This is a genomic window from Streptomyces sp. NPDC004327 (assembly GCF_042873935.1).
GTDB lineage: Bacteria > Actinomycetota > Actinomycetes > Streptomycetales > Streptomycetaceae > Streptomyces.
Genome location: NZ_JBIAME010000004.1, coordinates 297,513 through 313,515, shown reverse-complemented (window position 1 = coordinate 313,515; position 16,003 = coordinate 297,513). Strand labels below are relative to the sequence as shown.

14 protein-coding genes are annotated in these 16,003 nt (G+C 74.4%); 5 read left to right on the top strand and 9 right to left on the bottom strand.

All coding sequences use genetic code 11. The features are described 5' to 3' along the window. Positions 1–58: 58 nt before the first annotated feature. Positions 59–1,339 carry a geranylgeranyl reductase family protein gene (locus ACFYU9_RS15685; protein ID WP_389213950.1) on the bottom strand — a complete coding sequence of 427 codons (1,281 nt, stop codon included), beginning with the start codon at positions 1,337–1,339 and terminating at the stop codon, positions 59–61. Positions 1,340–1,644: 305 nt separating this feature from the next. Between ACFYU9_RS15685 and ACFYU9_RS15680 the strand changes: the two genes are divergently transcribed. The 3 genes from ACFYU9_RS15680 to ACFYU9_RS15670 all read left to right on the top strand — a co-directional run bounded on the left by ACFYU9_RS15680 (position 1,645) and on the right by ACFYU9_RS15670 (position 4,461). Next, positions 1,645–3,012: a dipeptidase gene (locus tag ACFYU9_RS15680; protein ID WP_389345031.1), complete on the top strand. Its 1,368-nt coding sequence runs from the start codon at positions 1,645–1,647 to the stop codon at positions 3,010–3,012. A gap of 93 nt (positions 3,013–3,105) precedes the next feature. Then, positions 3,106–3,813, top strand: a complete 708-nt coding sequence (locus ACFYU9_RS15675) for an MBL fold metallo-hydrolase (RefSeq protein ID WP_389345029.1) — start codon at positions 3,106–3,108, stop codon at positions 3,811–3,813. 141 nt (positions 3,814–3,954) lie between these two features. Then, entirely contained in the window at positions 3,955–4,461 is a 507-nt protein-coding gene (locus tag ACFYU9_RS15670) for a hypothetical protein (RefSeq protein WP_389345027.1), read from the top strand. 164 nt (positions 4,462–4,625) lie between these two features. On the opposite strand, the gene ACFYU9_RS15665 is transcribed toward ACFYU9_RS15670, so the two are convergent. Together ACFYU9_RS15665 and ACFYU9_RS15660 are read right to left on the bottom strand one after the other, a co-directional pair. Next, on the bottom strand, positions 4,626–5,717 hold the full coding sequence (locus tag ACFYU9_RS15665; protein WP_389345025.1) for an NUDIX domain-containing protein: 1,092 nt from the start codon (positions 5,715–5,717) through the stop codon (positions 4,626–4,628). A 251-nt stretch (positions 5,718–5,968) separates the two neighbouring features. Further along, positions 5,969–6,913: an ROK family protein gene (locus ACFYU9_RS15660; RefSeq protein ID WP_389345023.1), complete on the bottom strand. Its 945-nt coding sequence runs from the start codon at positions 6,911–6,913 to the stop codon at positions 5,969–5,971. Between the two features lie 210 nt (positions 6,914–7,123). Between ACFYU9_RS15660 and ACFYU9_RS15655 the strand changes: the two genes are divergently transcribed. After that, positions 7,124–8,155 carry a LacI family DNA-binding transcriptional regulator gene (locus tag ACFYU9_RS15655; protein WP_389213177.1) on the top strand — a complete coding sequence of 344 codons (1,032 nt, stop codon included), beginning with the start codon at positions 7,124–7,126 and terminating at the stop codon, positions 8,153–8,155. A 26-nt stretch (positions 8,156–8,181) separates the two neighbouring features. On the opposite strand, the gene ACFYU9_RS15650 is transcribed toward ACFYU9_RS15655, so the two are convergent. The 6 genes from ACFYU9_RS15650 to ACFYU9_RS15625 form a co-directional block, all read right to left on the bottom strand. Next, positions 8,182–10,290, bottom strand: a complete 2,109-nt coding sequence (locus ACFYU9_RS15650) for a serine/threonine-protein kinase (protein ID WP_389345021.1) — start codon at positions 10,288–10,290, stop codon at positions 8,182–8,184. 127 nt (positions 10,291–10,417) lie between these two features. Further along, a complete protein-coding gene (locus ACFYU9_RS15645) occupies positions 10,418–11,707 on the bottom strand; it encodes a DUF6986 family protein (RefSeq protein WP_389213173.1) in 1,290 nt (429 codons plus the stop codon). A 153-nt stretch (positions 11,708–11,860) separates the two neighbouring features. Further along, positions 11,861–12,823: an electron transfer flavoprotein subunit alpha/FixB family protein gene (locus tag ACFYU9_RS15640; protein ID WP_389213171.1), complete on the bottom strand. Its 963-nt coding sequence runs from the start codon at positions 12,821–12,823 to the stop codon at positions 11,861–11,863. A 57-nt stretch (positions 12,824–12,880) separates the two neighbouring features. Then, entirely contained in the window at positions 12,881–13,666 is a 786-nt protein-coding gene (locus tag ACFYU9_RS15635; RefSeq protein ID WP_389213169.1) for an electron transfer flavoprotein subunit beta/FixA family protein, read from the bottom strand. 199 nt (positions 13,667–13,865) lie between these two features. Beyond that, on the bottom strand, positions 13,866–14,435 hold the full coding sequence (locus ACFYU9_RS15630; protein ID WP_389213167.1) for a flavin reductase family protein: 570 nt from the start codon (positions 14,433–14,435) through the stop codon (positions 13,866–13,868). 197 nt (positions 14,436–14,632) lie between these two features. Next, the gene (locus ACFYU9_RS15625; RefSeq protein ID WP_389345309.1) at positions 14,633–14,968 is read right to left on the bottom strand and encodes a TlpA family protein disulfide reductase; all 336 of its coding nucleotides are present in this window, start codon (positions 14,966–14,968) and stop codon (positions 14,633–14,635) included. 292 nt (positions 14,969–15,260) lie between these two features. Here ACFYU9_RS15625 and ACFYU9_RS15620 point away from each other — a divergent pair, with 292 nt between their 5' ends. After that, complete coding sequence (locus ACFYU9_RS15620; protein WP_389213165.1) at positions 15,261–15,986, top strand: lysophospholipid acyltransferase family protein; 726 nt, start codon at positions 15,261–15,263, stop codon at positions 15,984–15,986. Positions 15,987–16,003 lie beyond the last annotated feature (17 nt).

The window sequence follows — 16,003 nt, the reverse complement described above, 5'->3', positions numbered from 1 at the left end:
CTCACCCGGGCCGGGGCGCCACTCGGCCGCGCCCGCCCCGCATCCGTACCCGTACTGCTCAGGAAGCCCCGGCTTCCGCCGCTCCCTCGGCCGCCCCGGCCACGTCCGCCTCGTCGTCCTTGCGCGGTGTGACGCCCCGCCCCGCGGGACCGACGCCAGCCGAGGTGTCGATGCGACGGTCGAGCAGGTCGAGCGTGCGGTGCGCGAAACCGCTGCCGCGCACCAGACCGGCCAGCGTCGTCGAGCCGCGCGTGATGTCCGAGAATGCCCGCCACGCCGGCCGCAGCCCGGTGATCGCCGCGTGCAGCAGCCCCGGACGGCGCTCGAAGACCGCGAGCATCCGGCGCCCGACGGCCATCTCGACGCCCAGCCCGGCCTTGATGGCGAAGGCGTAGTTGAGCGCCTGGCGGCGCGTGTCCACGGCGTCGGCCGCCTCGGCGATCCGGACCGCCCACTCGCCCGCGAGCCGGCCCGAGCGCAGCGCGAACGAGATGCCCTCGCGGGTCCACGGTTCGAGCAGACCGGCCGCGTCGCCGCAGACCAGGACGCGGCCGCGGGAGAGCGGCGAGTCGTCGGTGCGGCAGCGGGTCAGATGGCCGGAGGAGATCGCCGGTTCGAAGCCCGCGAGGCCGAGCCGGGCGATGAAGTCCTCCAGATAGCGCTTGGTGGCGGCGCCTTCGCCGCGCGCCGAGATGACGCCGACGGTGAGCGTCTCGCCCTTGGGGAACACCCAGCCGTAACTGCCCGGCAGCGGCCCCCAGTCGATGAGGACGCGGCCCTTCCAGTCCTCGGCCACCGACGCCGGCACCGGGATCTCGGCCTCCAGACCGAGGTCGACCTGGCCGAGCTTGACGCCGACGTGAGCGCCTATCCGGCTGGCACTGCCGTCGGCGCCGACGACGGCGCGGGCGAGGACGGTCTCGCCGTCGGCGAGGACGACGGCGACCGTGCGGCGGTCGGGCACGGCCGGGCCGTGCTGCTCGACCCGGGTGACGGTGACTCCGGTGCGCAGCTCGGCGCCCGCCTTCTGGGCGTGCTCGACGAGCTGGGCGTCGAACTCGGGCCGGTTGATGAGACCGAAGAGCATGCGCCGGGAGCGGCGGGTGCGGGCGAAGCGGCCGTTGTGCTGAAACGTCACGGCGTGGACGCGGTCCTGCAGGGGCAGTTCGAAACCGGGCGGGAGCGCGTCCCGCGACGGGCCGATGATGCCGCCGCCGCAGGTCTTGTAACGGGGCAGCTCGGCCTTCTCCAGGAGCAGCACCCGGCGTCCGGCGACCGCCGCCGCGTAGGCCGCGGAGGCGCCGGCCGGTCCGGCGCCGACCACCACCACGTCCCACACCGGCTGCCCCGCGTCCGGGCCCGCCGCCCCCGCTCCGGCCGTGTCGCCCCGCGTCGTGTCACCCGGTGCCGTGCCGCCCTGCGCCGCGCCGTCCTCCGCCGCTCCGGCGTCTGCGTTCTCGCTGCTCACGATGTGCTTCTGCTCCTGATCCGACCGGTGGTTCCTGCTGTGATCGCATCCTACGGCTCGGTAGCCGCAGCGCGGGGCCCGGCCGTGTCGCCCTGCGCCGTAGGATCGGCCATGCGTTCGCCGTACATCCGACACGGCGTCGTCCTGACAACGTCGCACCCACCAGGAGCGTGCCCATGACCGCGAATCCGATCGCCGAGACCGTCGCATCCCTGATGCCCCGCGCCAAGGCGGAGCTGACGGAGCTGGTGGCCTTCCAGTCGGTGGCGGACGAGGCCGTCGCGCCGCGCACCGAGTGCGAGGCCGCCGCGAACTGGGTGGCGGACGCGCTGAGCGCCGAGGACTTCCAGGACGTGTCGCTGCTCGACACCCCGGACGGTTCGCAGTCGGTGTACGGCGTGCTGCCCGGGCCGGCCGGTGCGCCGACCGTGCTGCTCTACGCGCACTACGACGTGCAGCCGATGCTGGTCGAGTCGGCGTGGGTGACCCCGCCGTTCGAGCTGACGGAGCGGGAGGACGGCCGCTGGTACGGGCGCGGCGCGGCCGACTGCAAGGGCGGCTTCATCATGCACCTGCTCGCGCTGCGCGCCCTGAAGGCGAACGGCGGGGTGCCGGTCACGGTCAAGATGATCGTGGAGGGCTCGGAGGAGCAGGGCACGGGCGGGCTCGAGCGGTACGCGGAGGCGCACCCGGAGCTGCTCACGGCGGACGCGATCGTGATCGGCGACGCGGGCAACTTCCGCGTCGGCCTGCCGACGGTGACGGCGACGCTGCGCGGCATGACGATGATCCGCGTCACGATCGACACGCTGCAGGGCAACCTGCACTCGGGGCAGTTCGGCGGCGCCGCGCCGGACGCGCTGGCCGCGCTGATCCGGGTCCTGGACTCGCTGCGCGCCGAGGACGGTTCGACCGTCATCGACGGGCTGCCGGCGGACGCGGTGTGGGAGGGCCTGCAGTACCCGGAGGCCGACTTCCGCAAGGACGCGAAGGTGCTCGACGGGGTGGACCTGACGGGCAACGGCACGGTCGCCGACCGGATCTGGGCCCGCCCGGCCGTGACGGTCATCGGCATCGACGCGCACCCGGTGGCGGGCGCGACCCCGTCGATCCCGTCCACCGCCCGCGCGCAGATCAGCCTGCGGGTGCCGCCCGGCCAGGACGCGGCGAAGGCCACGGAGCTGCTGTACGCGCACCTGGAGAAGCACACGCCGTGGAACGCCCGGGTGAGCTTCGAGCAGGTGGGCCAGGGCCAGGCGTTCCAGGCGGACACCTCCAGCCCGGCGTACACCTCGATGGCCGAGGCGATGCGGATCGCGTACCCGGGCGAGGAGATGCAGACCGCCGGCATGGGCGGCTCGATCCCGCTGTGCAACACGCTGGCCGCGCTCTACCCGGAGTCGGAGATCCTGCTCATCGGCCTGAGCGAGCCGGAGGCCCAGATCCACGCGGTGAACGAGTCGGTGTCGCCCGAGGAGCTGGAGCGGCTGTCGGTGGCCGAGGCGCACTTCCTGGTGAACTACGCGCGTTCCAAGAAGGGTTGATCGCGCGGACCGGACGCCGGTCACGCTCTGGGCGGAACTCGCGCAGAGCGTAGACCGGCCCGGCGGTCGGGTCCGGCGACGTACGTTCGCGGCATGGACCTCGTAGAGATCACTCCCCGACTGCACATGCTGCGCTTCTCCATCGGCCAGGCGTATCTGTGGCGGGACGACACGGAACTGACCCTGATCGACGCCGGCTGGGCGGGCTCGGCCGCGGAGATGGAGGCGGCGCTGCGCGGGGCGGGGCTCGACCCGGCCCGGCTCCGCCGGATCGTGCTCACCCACTGCCACCGCGATCACGTGGGCGCGGCACAGGAGTTGGCGGACCGTTTCGGTGCGGAGATCCTGGCGCACGCGCTGGACGCCCCGATCATCCGCGGCGAACTCCCCGTCCCCGAGCCGGACTTGCTGGACTGGGAGCGCCCCATCCACGAGCACGGGCTCACCTCCCCCGAGGCCCCGCCGACCCGGGTGGACCGGGAGGTCACGGACGGCGAGGAGCTCGGCTTCGGCGACGGCGCGGTGGTGGTGCACACGCCGGGGCACACGCCCGGCTCGATCGCGGTCCATCTGCCGCGCCACGGCGTGCTGTTCACCGGCGACACGGTGGCCTCCGTCCCGGACGTGATGTTCGGCGTCCTCCATGTCGACCGCGCCGAGGCCCTGGCCTCGATGCGCCGGCTGGCCGGGCTGCGCCCGTCGGTCCTGTGCTGCGGGCACGGCGAACCGGTGACGGAGGACACCGCGGAGCGGCTCGCGAAGGCCGCGGCCCAGGGCGACCCGGGAACCACCGGGGTGTGATCGCCGTCCTCTCCCGGAGGACACGGCGACGGAGGACACGGCGACGGAGAACACGGCGACGGGGGGCTCATGGCGGGCGAGGTCAGGCCCGTGGTTCCGGGCGACGTGGTGCGCGCACGGCGGCTTCGCCGGGCCGGGATCGTGGGTGGTGCGACAGGCGCGCTCCTCGCCGGCACGGTCATGCTCGTGGAGGGGTTCGGTACGGGCTTCGCCTGGTGGGTCACGGCGCCCTCCGCGGTCTTCGGCGTCGTCGCCGGCACGTTCGCGGGGGTGCGGCTGGGCCGGGAGGACCGGGCCCACAAGGACTCTCTCGAACCGAACGAGACGGTGCTCAACGCATATCCGGTGTGGCCGTCCCCGGCGCCCGCCTGGAGCGCTCGCCGCGGCGGCGACCAGGCCGCGCCCCTGCAGCTGCACACGACCACCCGGCACCTCCAGCTCTGGGAGGGCACCGCGCTGGTGTGGGCCCACGGCTGGGGCGCTGTCCGGTGGGAGGCCGACGGGGCGGTGCTGCGCGTCCTGCACGGCGAGTCGGAGATCGCCCGGCTGGAAGGGCCGGGCGGTGACCCGGAGCTGCCTCTGGACTTCTGCCGCGTGGCGGACCGGATCGCCGCCCGCTTCGGCCCACGCCCGGATCCGTCGTCCTGATCCGGTGGCCGGGGCCCGGGGGCCCGGAAACCGGCGCCGGGACTGCGGAAACCGGTCCCTGGACCACGGTGCCCGGACCACGGAAACCGGTGTCCGGACCACGGAGCCCGGACCCCACGGAGCCCGGCGGCCGGTCCCCGGCCGCCGGTGACCGACGGCGCGGGTCAGCCGACCGGCACCCCCGCCTCCAGGTTGAGCACCGTGCCGCGTTCGCGTGCCCGCAGGGCCCAGCGGAGGCGCTGGTAGCGGACCGGAGGCAGGAGGTCGGCGGCCTCCTGCTCGGTGACGAAGCGCCAGGCGCGCAGTTCGGCTCCGGGGAGCAGGAGGCGGTCCGCGTCGGCGGTGGGGAGGCGGCCGCCGTCGAAGAGGAGTCGCAGGCCGCCGTAACCGGGGGGCTGGGGGCGTTCCCAGTCGACGAGGAGGAGGCGGGGTACGGCGTCGAGCCGGAGGCCGATCTCCTCGGCGACCTCGCGCACGCCGGCGCGGGCGGGCGCCTCGCCCGGTTCGACGACGCCGCCGGGGAACTCCCAGCCGGGCTTGTAGGTGGGGTCGACGAGCAGGAAGCGGTCGTGCTCGTCGAAGAGGAGGACACCGGCGGCCACGGTCTCGCCGGTGGGCTCCGGGGTCTGGACGATGCCGCAGGGCGCGGCGTGGCCGGCGTCGACGGCGCCGGCGACGGCGCGGGCGGTCTCGGCGGCGGTGCGGGCGGAGTTGTCGACGGCGTAGGCGTCGGTGGCGAGCCAGCCGGCGAGGGCGGTGCGGTACGGCTCGATGTGGTCGAGGCACCAGCGGCGCACGCGGGCGGCGGCCTCGGCCGCGGTCTCGCCCGAGCCGTGGCGCGGCGCCGCGTCGGCGTCCTCGGGTGCCGTGGCGTCGTGGGCGGCACGCTGGTCTATCCGGTCGCGCAGGATCGTTTCGTCGGGAGTGAGGACGACATGCCGGACCTGGATCCGGCGGGCCGCGAGCCCACCGAAGATCTCGTCCCGGTACTCCTGCCGGAGCAGCGTCATCGGGACGACGAGGACTCCGCCGACCTCGGCGAGCAGCGCGGCCGCGGTGTCCACGACCAGGCGGCGCCAGATCGGCAGGTCCTGGAAGTCGGTCACCTCGGCGAGACGTTTCTGCGGGAGCAGCAGGCGCAGGGCGCCGCCGGTGGACTCAGGGTCGTACAGCGTGCTGTTCGGGATCAGATCGACCAGCTCGCGCGCGGTGGTTGTCTTCCCCGCGCCGAACGCACCGTTGATCCAGACGATCACGATTCCCCCTCTTCGGTTGCCCCCGGTGGGGTTGCCCCCTGTGGCTTGCCCGCACCACCCTGCCACGGAAACCCCCGGAGGCGGGCGGGGCGGACCGGCGCACGCCGGAGCGTCGCGGGAGGCGCTACGAGACCGGGCGCGCGCCCCTCGGGGCGCCCCGTGCCGGACGCCCGACGCCACCGGTTCGCCCGCCGCTCGCCGCCCGCCGGCGCCCGGACGCCCGCACCCGGGCACCCCTGGCGCCCGCGCCTTCAGCGCAGTACGGGATCCCCCGCCTCGCGGCCCGCGGCGGCAGCGCCGAGCAGCCCGGCGTCGGTGCCGGTCAGCGCGGGGACGACGGTCAGCTCCCGTACGAAGGAGAGCGTGGCGTACGAGCGGAGGCTGCGGCGCAGCGGGGCGAAGAGGACCTCGCCGGCGCCGGCCACTCCCCCGCCGACGACCGCGATGTCGATCTCGACGAGGGAGGCGGTGGCTGCGATTCCGGCGGCGAGGGCCTGGGCGGCGCGTGCGAAGGAGGCGGCGGCCACCGGGTCGCCCGCGCGGGCGGCGGCGGCCACCGCGGCGGCGGAGGTGTCGCCGTCGGGGCCCGGGCGCCAGCCCTCGGCCAGGGCGCGGCGGGCGATGTGCGGGCCGCTGGCGATGCGCTCGACGCAGCCCCGCCCGCCGCAGGCGCACGGGTCGCCGTCCAGGTCCACGCTGATGTGCCCGATGTGACCGGCGTTGCCGGTGGGGCCCGGGTGGACACGGCCGCCGAGGACCAGGCCGCCGCCGACGCCCGTGGAGACGACGAGGCACAGCGCGTTGTCGTGGCCGCGCGCGGCGCCCTGCCAGTGCTCGGCGGCGGTCATGGCGACGCCGTCGCCGACGAGCGTGACGGGCAGTCCGCCGGTGACCCGGCGCACCCGCTCGACCAGCGGGAAGTCGCGCCAGCCGGGGACGTTGACCGGACTGACGGTGCCGTTCGCTGCGTCGACCGGGCCGGCGCTGCCGATGCCCACGGCGCGGGCCGAGGCCCACAGCGGGTTCGCGGCGAGCTCGCCGAGCACGTCCGCCACCGCGCGCATCACCGTCTCGCCGTCCTCCTGCGCGGGCGTGGCCCGGCGGGCGCGGACATGGATCCGGCCCTCGGCGTCGACCAGCGCCCCGGCGATCTTGGTGCCGCCGAAGTCGAGGGCGACGACGAGGTCAGTGCGCATGGGCTCCAGGTCTCCGTGGGGGTGGTTCGTGGCCACGCGTGGCTGCGGGCGGCCGTCGGTGGCCATGGGTGCGGCCTCCAGTCTTCCTCCTCAGTCTTCCCCGCCTTGACAACGTTGTCCAGGGCCTATGCTCGACAGCGACGAGATCCACAGCCGCTGCCCCGTGCCGATTCGCCCCCGCACCGACCCCCGACGGAGGAACCCCGCACCGTGGCCGACACCGCCCGCCACCCCGAGCACCGCTACGGCAATCGGCCCACGATGAAGGACGTCGCCGCCCGGGCGGGCGTCGGGCTCAAGACCGTCTCCCGGGTCGTCAACGGCGAGCCGGGCGTCACCCCCGACACCGAGCGCCGGGTCCAGGAGGCCATCGAGGCGCTCGGCTTCCGCCGCAACGACAGCGCCCGGGTGCTCCGCAAGGGCCGCACGGCGTCGGTCGGCCTCGTCCTGGAAGACCTCGCCGACCCCTTCTACGGCCCGCTCAGCCGCGCCGTCGAGGAGGTCGCGCGGGCGCACGGGGCGCTGCTCATCAACGGTTCCAGCGCGGAGGACCCGGAGCGGGAGCAGGAGCTGGCGCTCGCGCTGTGCGCGCGGCGGGTCGACGGACTGATCGTCATCCCGGCCGGCAACGACCACCGTTACCTGGAGCCGGAGATCCGCGCGGGCGTCGCCACCGTCTTCGTGGACCGCCCGGCAGGCCGCATCGACGCGGACGTCGTCCTGTCCGACAGCTTCGGCGGCGCCCGGGCGGGCGTGGCCCACCTGATCGCCCACGGCCACCGCCGCATCGGTTTCGTCGGCGACCGGCCCCGCATCCACACGGCGACGGAACGGCTGCGCGGCTACCGCACCGCCATGGCGGACGCCGGTCTCGACGTCGCCGAGTCATGGGTCTCCCTCGGCCCGACGGACCCGGAGCGGGTCGCCGAGGCCGTCGGTGCCATGCTGTCCGGCCCGGAGCCCGTCACCGCGCTCTTCGCCGGCAACAACCGCGTGACCGTCACCGCCGTACGGGCCCTCGCCGGGCGCGAACGCCCGGTCGCCCTCGTCGGCTTCGACGACATCGAGCTCGCCGACCTCCTCGGCATCACGGTCATCGCCCAGGACGCGGCGGCCCTCGGCCGCACGGCGGCGGAACAGCTCTTCCGCCGCCTCGACGGTGCGGCCGAGGCGCCGACGACGGTGGTCCTTCCGACGCGGCTGATCGCCCGGGGCTCGGGCGAGATCGCGCCACCGGAGTAGCGGGGACGAGGGGCGGGGCCGACGGGCTAGCAGATGCGCAGCCCGTCGACCGGGCCGCCGCCCGCGCCCCCGCTCAGGTGGAGGACGCTGACGTAGACATTCGTGTTGCCGCTGTCGTCGTCGGTCCTCGCCCACCAGCGGCTGCTGCGGCCCCCGTACGTCGCCGAGTGGTCCAGGTCCACCTGGCAGTAGAACAGCTGCGGCCCGGGCGCCACGGTGCCCATCTCGCCGCCGTCGTAGCGGGTGCTCGTCGCCGTCCGCACCACCTGGCAGGTCGCCGACGACCCCGAGGCGGTGCAGCCGCCGCTCGTCGCGGGCGGCGGGGGCGCGGCCGTGGTGGGGGCGACGGTCGCGGGCTTGGCGCCGGGGCTGCGGGACGCGCCGCCGCCCGCGCGCGTGCTCGGCTCCGTACCGGCGGAGGCAGTGGCTCCGCCGTCCTCGGCCGAGGGGCCCGAGGGGGTTGCGGCCGAGGCCGAACCGGCGTCCCCGGGGCGGCTGCTGTCGCCCGGGCCGGGAGTCTTGCCGGACGTCGGCCGGGCGCTCCCCGCCGGGTCGTCGAGCACGCGCCCCGGCTCCCCGCTCGCCGTCCCCGCGGACCGCTGTCCGCCGCCGGCCGCCTGGTCGGCGGTCGTCCGGTCCATCAGCGCGTACGAGACGCCGCCGCCGACCAGCACCACGCCGGCCACGGCCGCCGCGACGAGGCCGCGGCGCCGGGGGCGGGCGGTGGCCCGCGTGTCGGCGCGGCCGGAGCCGGTGCCCGTGACGGGTGCCGGCTGCCCGGTTCCGTACGGGCCGCCGTACGAGCCGGGCTCGGCGCTCGACCGCCCCTGGCCGCCGGGCTGCGCCCCGGCCGCCCCCGCGCTCACCGGGTGCGCTGGCGCCGCCCCGAACCCCCCGCCGTACGCGTACGGGCCCGGCCCGTACGCCCCGGCGTGCGACTGCCCGGCAGCCCCCGCCCCCGAGGGCGCCGCCGCGACACCCGGCTCCCCGCCGTACGCAAAAGCCCCCGGCCCACCCGCGTTCGGCCCCGGCCCGTACGCCCCGGCACCGTTCCCGGCGTTCCCCGTGCCCGGCCCGGCCCCGTACGCCTCCGGACCGCCCGGCGGGCCCGCCTCCGCGGCTCCCGCGAGCGGCGCCGCCACGCCGTAAGGCCCCGAGCCGCCCGGCGCACCCGAGCCCGCTCCGTACGCACCCGAGCCATCCGCCGCACCCGGCCCGAAAGCCGGCCCCGCACCGGGCGGCCCGAACGCACCGCCCAGCGCTCCGCCCAACGCACCGCCGTCCGGCGCTCCGTCCGACGCCGCCTCCGCCACCGCGTCCACCAGTCGCGCCGCCTCCGCCGCGTCCGGCCGGGACTGCGGGTCCTTGGCCAGCAGCAGGGCGAGGACCGGGCCCAGTCGCCCGGCGCGCGTCGGCGGGGGCAGGGGGTCGGTGACGATGGCCGCGAGGGTGGACCAGGTGGAGGTGCGCCGGAAGGGGGTGGTGCCCTCGACGGCGGCGTAGAGGGTGGCGCCGAGGGCCCAGACGTCGGCGGCGGGGGCCGGTGGGGCGCCCTGGGCGCGTTCCGGGGAGAGGAAGTCGAGGGAGCCGATGATGTCGCCGCTCGCGGTGAGGCGGGCGGAGGCGCCGTCGGCGGGGTCTTCGAGCGCGGCGATGCCGAAGTCGGTGAGGACGACGCGGCCCGAGCGTTCGAGGAGGATGTTGCCGGGCTTGACGTCCCGGTGGAGCACGCCGGCCGCGTGGGCGGCGGCGAGGGCTTCGAGGACGCGGGCGCCGATGCGGGCGGCCTCGGCCGGGTCGAGGGGGCCGTGGTCGGCGAGGATGTCGTCGAGGGAGCGGCCGTCGACGAGTTCCATGACGATGACCGGCCGGCCCTCGTGTTCGGTGACGTCGTGGACGGCGACGACCCCGGAGTGGCGGACCCGGGCGGCGGCGCGGGCCTCGCGCTGCATGCGCAGGCGCATGGCGGCGAGTTCGGCGGCCGGTGTGTCCGTGTAGGTGCGGAGTTCCTTGACGGCCACCTCGCGGCCGAGGACCTCGTCGACGGCCCGCCAGACGACTCCCATGCCGCCGCGGCCGAGCTGGCGCACCACTCTGTAGCGGCCCGCGAGCCGCCCGTTCTCCCCCGAAGACACCGCTGCCCCGTTCCCTGTCGAACTCGACGATCTTGTGAACTCGTCCAGGGTACGGGGCAGTTGGCGGAAAATTGACCGTTTGGATTCAGCCCTCAGGGCCTGTCCGACCCTGATCCGCCGGACAGGACTAGCGCTCGGTGGCCGTGAGGTCGCCGCGCCGCGGGGCCGCGAAGCGGTCGAGATCGGCGCGGGTCATGCCGGTCAGGGCGTCGACCTCCGCCGTGTCCAGGGCACCGCAGTCGATGCCGCGCAGCAGGTAGTTGGAGAGGGCCTTGGCGGTGGCGGGCTCGTCCATGACGTCGCCGCCGGCGTGGTTGGCGTAGGCGGAGAGGCGCTTGGCGGCGGCCTCGAAGCCCTCGCGGTAGAAGGCGAAGACGGCGGCGTAGCGGGTGGGGATGTGGCCGGGATGCATGTCCCAGCCCTGGTAGTAGGCGCGGGCGAGGGCGCGGCGGGTGAGGCCGTAGTGGAGCTTCCAGGCCTCGTGGACGTGGGCGGTGGGGCCGACGGGCAGGACGTTGGTGGAGCCGTCGGAGACGCGGACGCCGGTGCCGGCCGCGGCGACCTGCATGATCGCCTTGGCGTGGTCGGCGGCGGGGTGGTCGCTGGCCTGGTAGGCGGCGGAGACGCCGAGGCAGGCGCTGTAGTCGAAGGTGCCGTAGTGCAGGCCGGTGGCGCGGCCCTCGGCGGCGTCGATCATGCGGGCGACGGTGGCGGTGCCGTCGGCGGCGAGGATGGCCTGGCTGGTCTCGATCTGGATCTCGAAGCCGAGCCGGCCGGCATCGAGGCCGTGGGCGTTCTCGAAGGCTTCGAGGAGCCGGACGAAGGCGGTGACCTGCTCGGGGTAGGTGACCTTGGGGAGGGTGAGGACGAGGCCGTCGGGCAGGCCGCCGTGCTCCATGAGGCCGGTGAGGAAGACGTCGGTGGTGCGGATGCCGCGGTCGCGTACGGCGGCTTCCATGCACTTCATGCGGATGCCCATGTACGGGGCGGCGCTCAGGTCCGCGCAGGCCTCGCTGATGATGCGGGCGGCGCGGGCGGCGTCGTGGTCCTCGTCCGTACCGGCGTAGCCGTCCTCGAAGTCGACGCGCAGGTCCTCGATGGGCTCGCGCTCCAGCTTGGCGCGGACGCGGCCGTAGACGTCCTCGGCGAGGTCGCCGCCGAGGCCGAGGACGCGGGCGAAGGTGCCGGCGTCGGGGGCGTGCTCGTCGAGGGCGGCGAGGGCCTGGTCGCCCCAGGAGCGGATGGTTCCGGCGTCGAAGGCGTTGCCGGGCACGTAGACCGTGTGGACGGGCTGGCGGGTGCCGGGGTCTCCCGGGTAGCGACGGTCGAGCTCGGCGTCCACGGTGGCGAGGGAGGCGCTGATGCCCTCGCTGACCGCGCCCGCGAGGCTCGTCGACACCTTCTCCTGCTGACCCATCCCACATCCTCCTGTTTTCCGCTGCACGGAATCAACAATCCGTATAGCGAAGTTAATAGTCGGCCCGGACTCGCGTCAATGGGTGTCCGAAACGGCCGGGGGCCGCGCGGTGATGATCACCACGCGGCCCCCGGACCGGAACGGAACAGCAGATCAGCCCTTGCGGGCCTGGATCTCCTGGGTCAGCTGCGGCACGACCTCGAAGAGGTCGCCCACCACGCCGTAGTCGACGAGGTCGAAGATCGGCGCCTCGGCGTCCTTGTTGATCGCGACGATCGTCTTCGAGGTCTGCATGCCCGCGCGGTGCTGGATCGCGCCGGAGATGCCGGAGGCGATGTACAGCTGCGGCGAGACCGACTTGCCGGTCTGGCCGACCTGGTTGGAGTGCGGGTACCACCCGGCGTCGACGGCGGCGCGGGAGGCGCCGACGGCGGCACCGAGCGAGTCGGCGAGCGCCTCGATGACGCCGAAGTTCTCGGCGCCGTTGACGCCGCGGCCGCCGGAGACCACGATCGCGGCCTCGGTCAGCTCCGGGCGGCCGGTCGACTCGCGCGGGGTGCGGCCGGTGATCTTGGTGCCGCGGGCCTTCTCCGAGAAGGAGACGGCGAGGGCCTCGACCGCGCCGGCGGCCGGGGCGGCCTCGACGGGGGCCGAGTTCGGCTTGACCGTGATGACCGGGGTGCCCTTGGAGACACGGGACTTGGTGGTGTACGAGGCGGCGAACGCGGACTGCGTCGCGACCGGGCCCTCGTCACCGGCCTCCAGGTCCACGGCGTCGGTGATGATGCCGGAGCCGATGCGGACGGCGAGGCGGGCGGCGATCTCCTTGCCCTCGGCGGAGGACGGGACGAGCACGGCGGCCGGCGACACGGCCTCGTACGCGGCCTGGAGGGCGTCGACCTTCGGGACGACGAGGTACTCGGCGAACTCCGCGGCGTCGGCGGTGAGGACCTTCACGGCGCCGTGCTCGGCGAGCGCGGCGGCGGTGTCGGCGGCGCCGTTGCCCAGGGCGACGGCGACCGGCTCGCCGAGGCGGCGGGCGAGGGTGAGGAGCTCCAGGGTGGGCTTGCGGACGGCTCCGTCGACGTGGTCGACGTAGACGAGAATCTCAGCCATGGGGACTTCAATCTCCTGCGAACGAAGAGGGGCGGGTCTGGTGGGCTCGCGCGAGCCTTAGATGAACTTCTGGCTCGCGAGGAACTCGGCGAGCTGCTTGCCGCCCTCGCCCTCGTCCGTCACGATCGTGCCCTTGCTGCGCGCCGGACGCTCGTCCGCGGAGTCGACCGCGGTCCAGGCACCCTCCAGGCCCACCTCGTCGGCCTCGATGTCGAGGTCGGAGAGGTCCAGGGCCTGAACCGGCTTCTTCTTCGCGGCCATGATGCCCTTGAAGGACGGGTAGCGGGCCTCGCCCGACTGGTCCGTCACGGAGACGACGGCCGGGAGGGCCGCCTCGAGCTGCTCGGAGGCGGTGTCGCCGTCGCGGCGGCCGCGCACGACGCCGTCCTCGATCTTGACCTCGGAGAGCAGGGTGACCTGCGGGACGCCCAGGCGCTCGGCCAGGATCGCCGGGAGGACACCCATGGTGCCGTCGGTGGAGGCCATACCGGCGATCACGACGTCGTAGCCGGTCTTCTCGATGGCCTTGGCGAGCACCAGCGAGGTGCCCATGACGTCGGTGCCGTGCAGGTCGTCGTCCTCGACGTGGACGGCCTTGTCGGCGCCCATGGACAGCGCCTTGCGCAGGGCGTCCTTGGCGTCCTCCGGACCGACCGTGAGGACGGTGACCTCGGCCTCGTCCGCCTCCTCGGCGATCTGCAGGGCCTGCTCGACCGCGTACTCGTCGAGCTCCGAAAGGAGGCCGTCGACGTCGTCGCGGTCGACCGTCAGGTCGTCGGCGAACTTCCGGTCGCCAGTGGCGTCCGGCACGTACTTCACACAGACAACGATCCTCAAGCTCACGCCGGCTCTCCTACTGCATCGTCATAACTGGGCTGCGTTGCTGCTCGCAGCATAGGCGCCTGAAGGGCGGGTTTCCGGTCGGGGCGACTGGCGCCCCGACCCAGATGTTACTCGCTAGTACACCCAGTTGGTTACGGCTGAGCAAGCGCTCAGCCATGTGACCTTGCCAACGCCGGTAAGGAGGGCTCTGCGGGAACTCTCAGTCGCGCAGCGCGTTGAAGCGCCCCTGGTGGTACAGGAGCGGACGGCCCTCGCCGTCCGGGTCGCCGGCGACGGCCTGGGCGATGACGATGCGGTGGTCACCGGCCGGGACGCGGGCGACCACCCGGCACACCAGCCAGGCGAGCACGCCGTCGAGGACCGGCACGCCCTCGGGGCCGCGGCTCCAGCGGGTGGGCGCGGCGAAGCGGTCGGCGCCGCTGCGCGCGAAGGTGGCGGCCAGCTCCTGCTGGTGCTCGCCGAGGATGTGCACGCCTATGTGCTCGGCCTCGGCCACCACGGGCCAGCTGGACGAGCCGGTGCCCACGCCGAAGGAGATCAGCGGCGGTTCGGCGGCGACGGAGTTGAGGGAGGTGGCGGTGAAGCCGACCGGCCGGTCACCGTGCGCGGTGATCACGGCGACGCCGGCGGCGTGCTGCCGGAAGACGGAGCGCAGCAGCTCGGGCGAGCCGGCGCGCGGGGCACCGATGACCGGCACGGCGGGCGCGGGAATCGAGGGCTTGAGGTCGGACAGCGTCGGGAGCGTGCGGAGCTCGGGCGAGACCGTCATGGAGTTGTCCTTCTGCGGGAGCGGCGGGAATGGGGTCGCGGGTTCGTCAGACACCCGGACAGCGCGCGCTCGCGGTGCGGCCGAGGTCCACATGGGCCCGGCCGTAGAGAAGGAGTTCTGGAGCCATTACGCCAGACTGACGATCGTTGACGTGTGCAGTCAAGTGCGTTCTGGCATGTGGGAGAAGTGTCACGGCGTCAGACGGCCCGGCCCAGGGCGGCGATGACGTCGGCCTTGCGCGGCTGGCCGGCGGCCCGGCGGACGATCCGGCCGGACCGGTCCAGGACGAGCACCGTGGGCGTACGGACGATGCCGAGGGCCCGGACGAGATCCAGCCGCTCCTCGGCGTCGATCTCGACGTGGCCGACGCCGTCGACCAGGGCGGCCACGTCGGCGAGGGTCCGGCGGGTGGCCCGGCAGGGCTGGCAGAAGGCGGTGGAGAACTGGACCAGGGTGGCCCGCTGCCCCAGCTCGGCGCCCAGCTCCGCCGCGCCCAGGAACCCACCCGGGACCTCACGCGGGCCCTCGCCCAAAGCTCCGCGCGGGGATTCGCCCGGCACCCCTGTCACCTCGTCCCCCGTTTCCGGCCCATCCGGACCTTCCGGTACGTCCACACGAGGTGCAGCGTCCCACGGAGACGTTCGATTCCCGCACGCCGGTCGCACCGCCGACCACCGGGAGTGATGAGAATCTCCCCATACGCAGGCGTCTGGACTGGTCACGAGCCCCCACATGCGGCACGATCTGCCCAAAGCCGAAAACCTACGGCCGCGTAACTTCGCCGGGAGAACCCTCCCCAGGCACAGACGAAGGGGTTCCTCCCAGATGGCAGAGCTCGTCTATCGGCCGGTCATCGGCGCCGCTCTCACCATGTTCAAGGCGCTGGACCTGAAGATCGACACTCAGGGGTCGGAACACATCCCCCGCGAGGGCGGCGCGGTCCTGGTGAGCAACCACATCAGCTACCTGGACTTCATCTTCACCGGTCTGGCCGCGCTGCCGCAGAAGCGCCTGGTGCGCTTCATGGCGAAGGAGGCGGTGTTCCGGCACAAGGTGTCGGGACCGCTGATGCGCGCGATGAAGCACATCCCGGTGGACCGCGCCCAGGGCGAGCACGCCTACCAGCACGCGCTCACGGCGCTGCGCTCCGGCGAGATCGTCGGGGTGTTCCCGGAGGCGACGATCTCGCAGTCGTTCACGCTGAAGAGCTTCAAGTCGGGTGCGGCGCGGCTCGCGCAGGAGGCGGGCGTGCCGCTCATCCCGATGGCGCTGTGGGGCACCCAGCGGATCTGGACCAAGGGCAGGCCGCGCAACTTCAAGCGGAGCCACATCCCGGTCACGATCCGGGTCGGCGAGCCGATGGAGGCGCCCGCCGACCAGTACGCGGGCGCGATCACCCGTCGGCTGCGCGGGCGGGTCCAGGAGCTCCTGGAGGCGGCGCAGCGGGCGTACCCCGTGCGCCCCAAGGACGCGAGCGACACCTGGTGGGTGCCGGCGCACCTCGGGGGCACGGCGCCGACGCCGGAGGAGCTCAAGGCCGCCGAGAAGTAGACCCGCGTCCGCAAGGC

Excerpts from the sequence above, each read along its gene's own strand:
- ACFYU9_RS15640 (WP_389213171.1), bottom strand. The coding sequence starts at position 12,823 with ATGGCTGAGATTCTCGTCTACGTCGACCACGTCGACGGAGCCGTCCGC.
- ACFYU9_RS15645 (WP_389213173.1), bottom strand. The coding sequence starts at position 11,707 with ATGGGTCAGCAGGAGAAGGTGTCGACGAGCCTCGCGGGCGCGGTCAGC.
- ACFYU9_RS15675 (WP_389345029.1), top strand. The coding sequence starts at position 3,106 with ATGGACCTCGTAGAGATCACTCCCCGACTGCACATGCTGCGCTTCTCC.
- ACFYU9_RS15680 (WP_389345031.1), top strand. The coding sequence starts at position 1,645 with ATGACCGCGAATCCGATCGCCGAGACCGTCGCATCCCTGATGCCCCGC.
- ACFYU9_RS15660 (WP_389345023.1), bottom strand. The coding sequence starts at position 6,913 with ATGCGCACTGACCTCGTCGTCGCCCTCGACTTCGGCGGCACCAAGATC.
- ACFYU9_RS15630 (WP_389213167.1), bottom strand. The coding sequence starts at position 14,435 with ATGACGGTCTCGCCCGAGCTCCGCACGCTCCCGACGCTGTCCGACCTC.
- ACFYU9_RS15620 (WP_389213165.1), top strand. The coding sequence starts at position 15,261 with ATGGCAGAGCTCGTCTATCGGCCGGTCATCGGCGCCGCTCTCACCATG.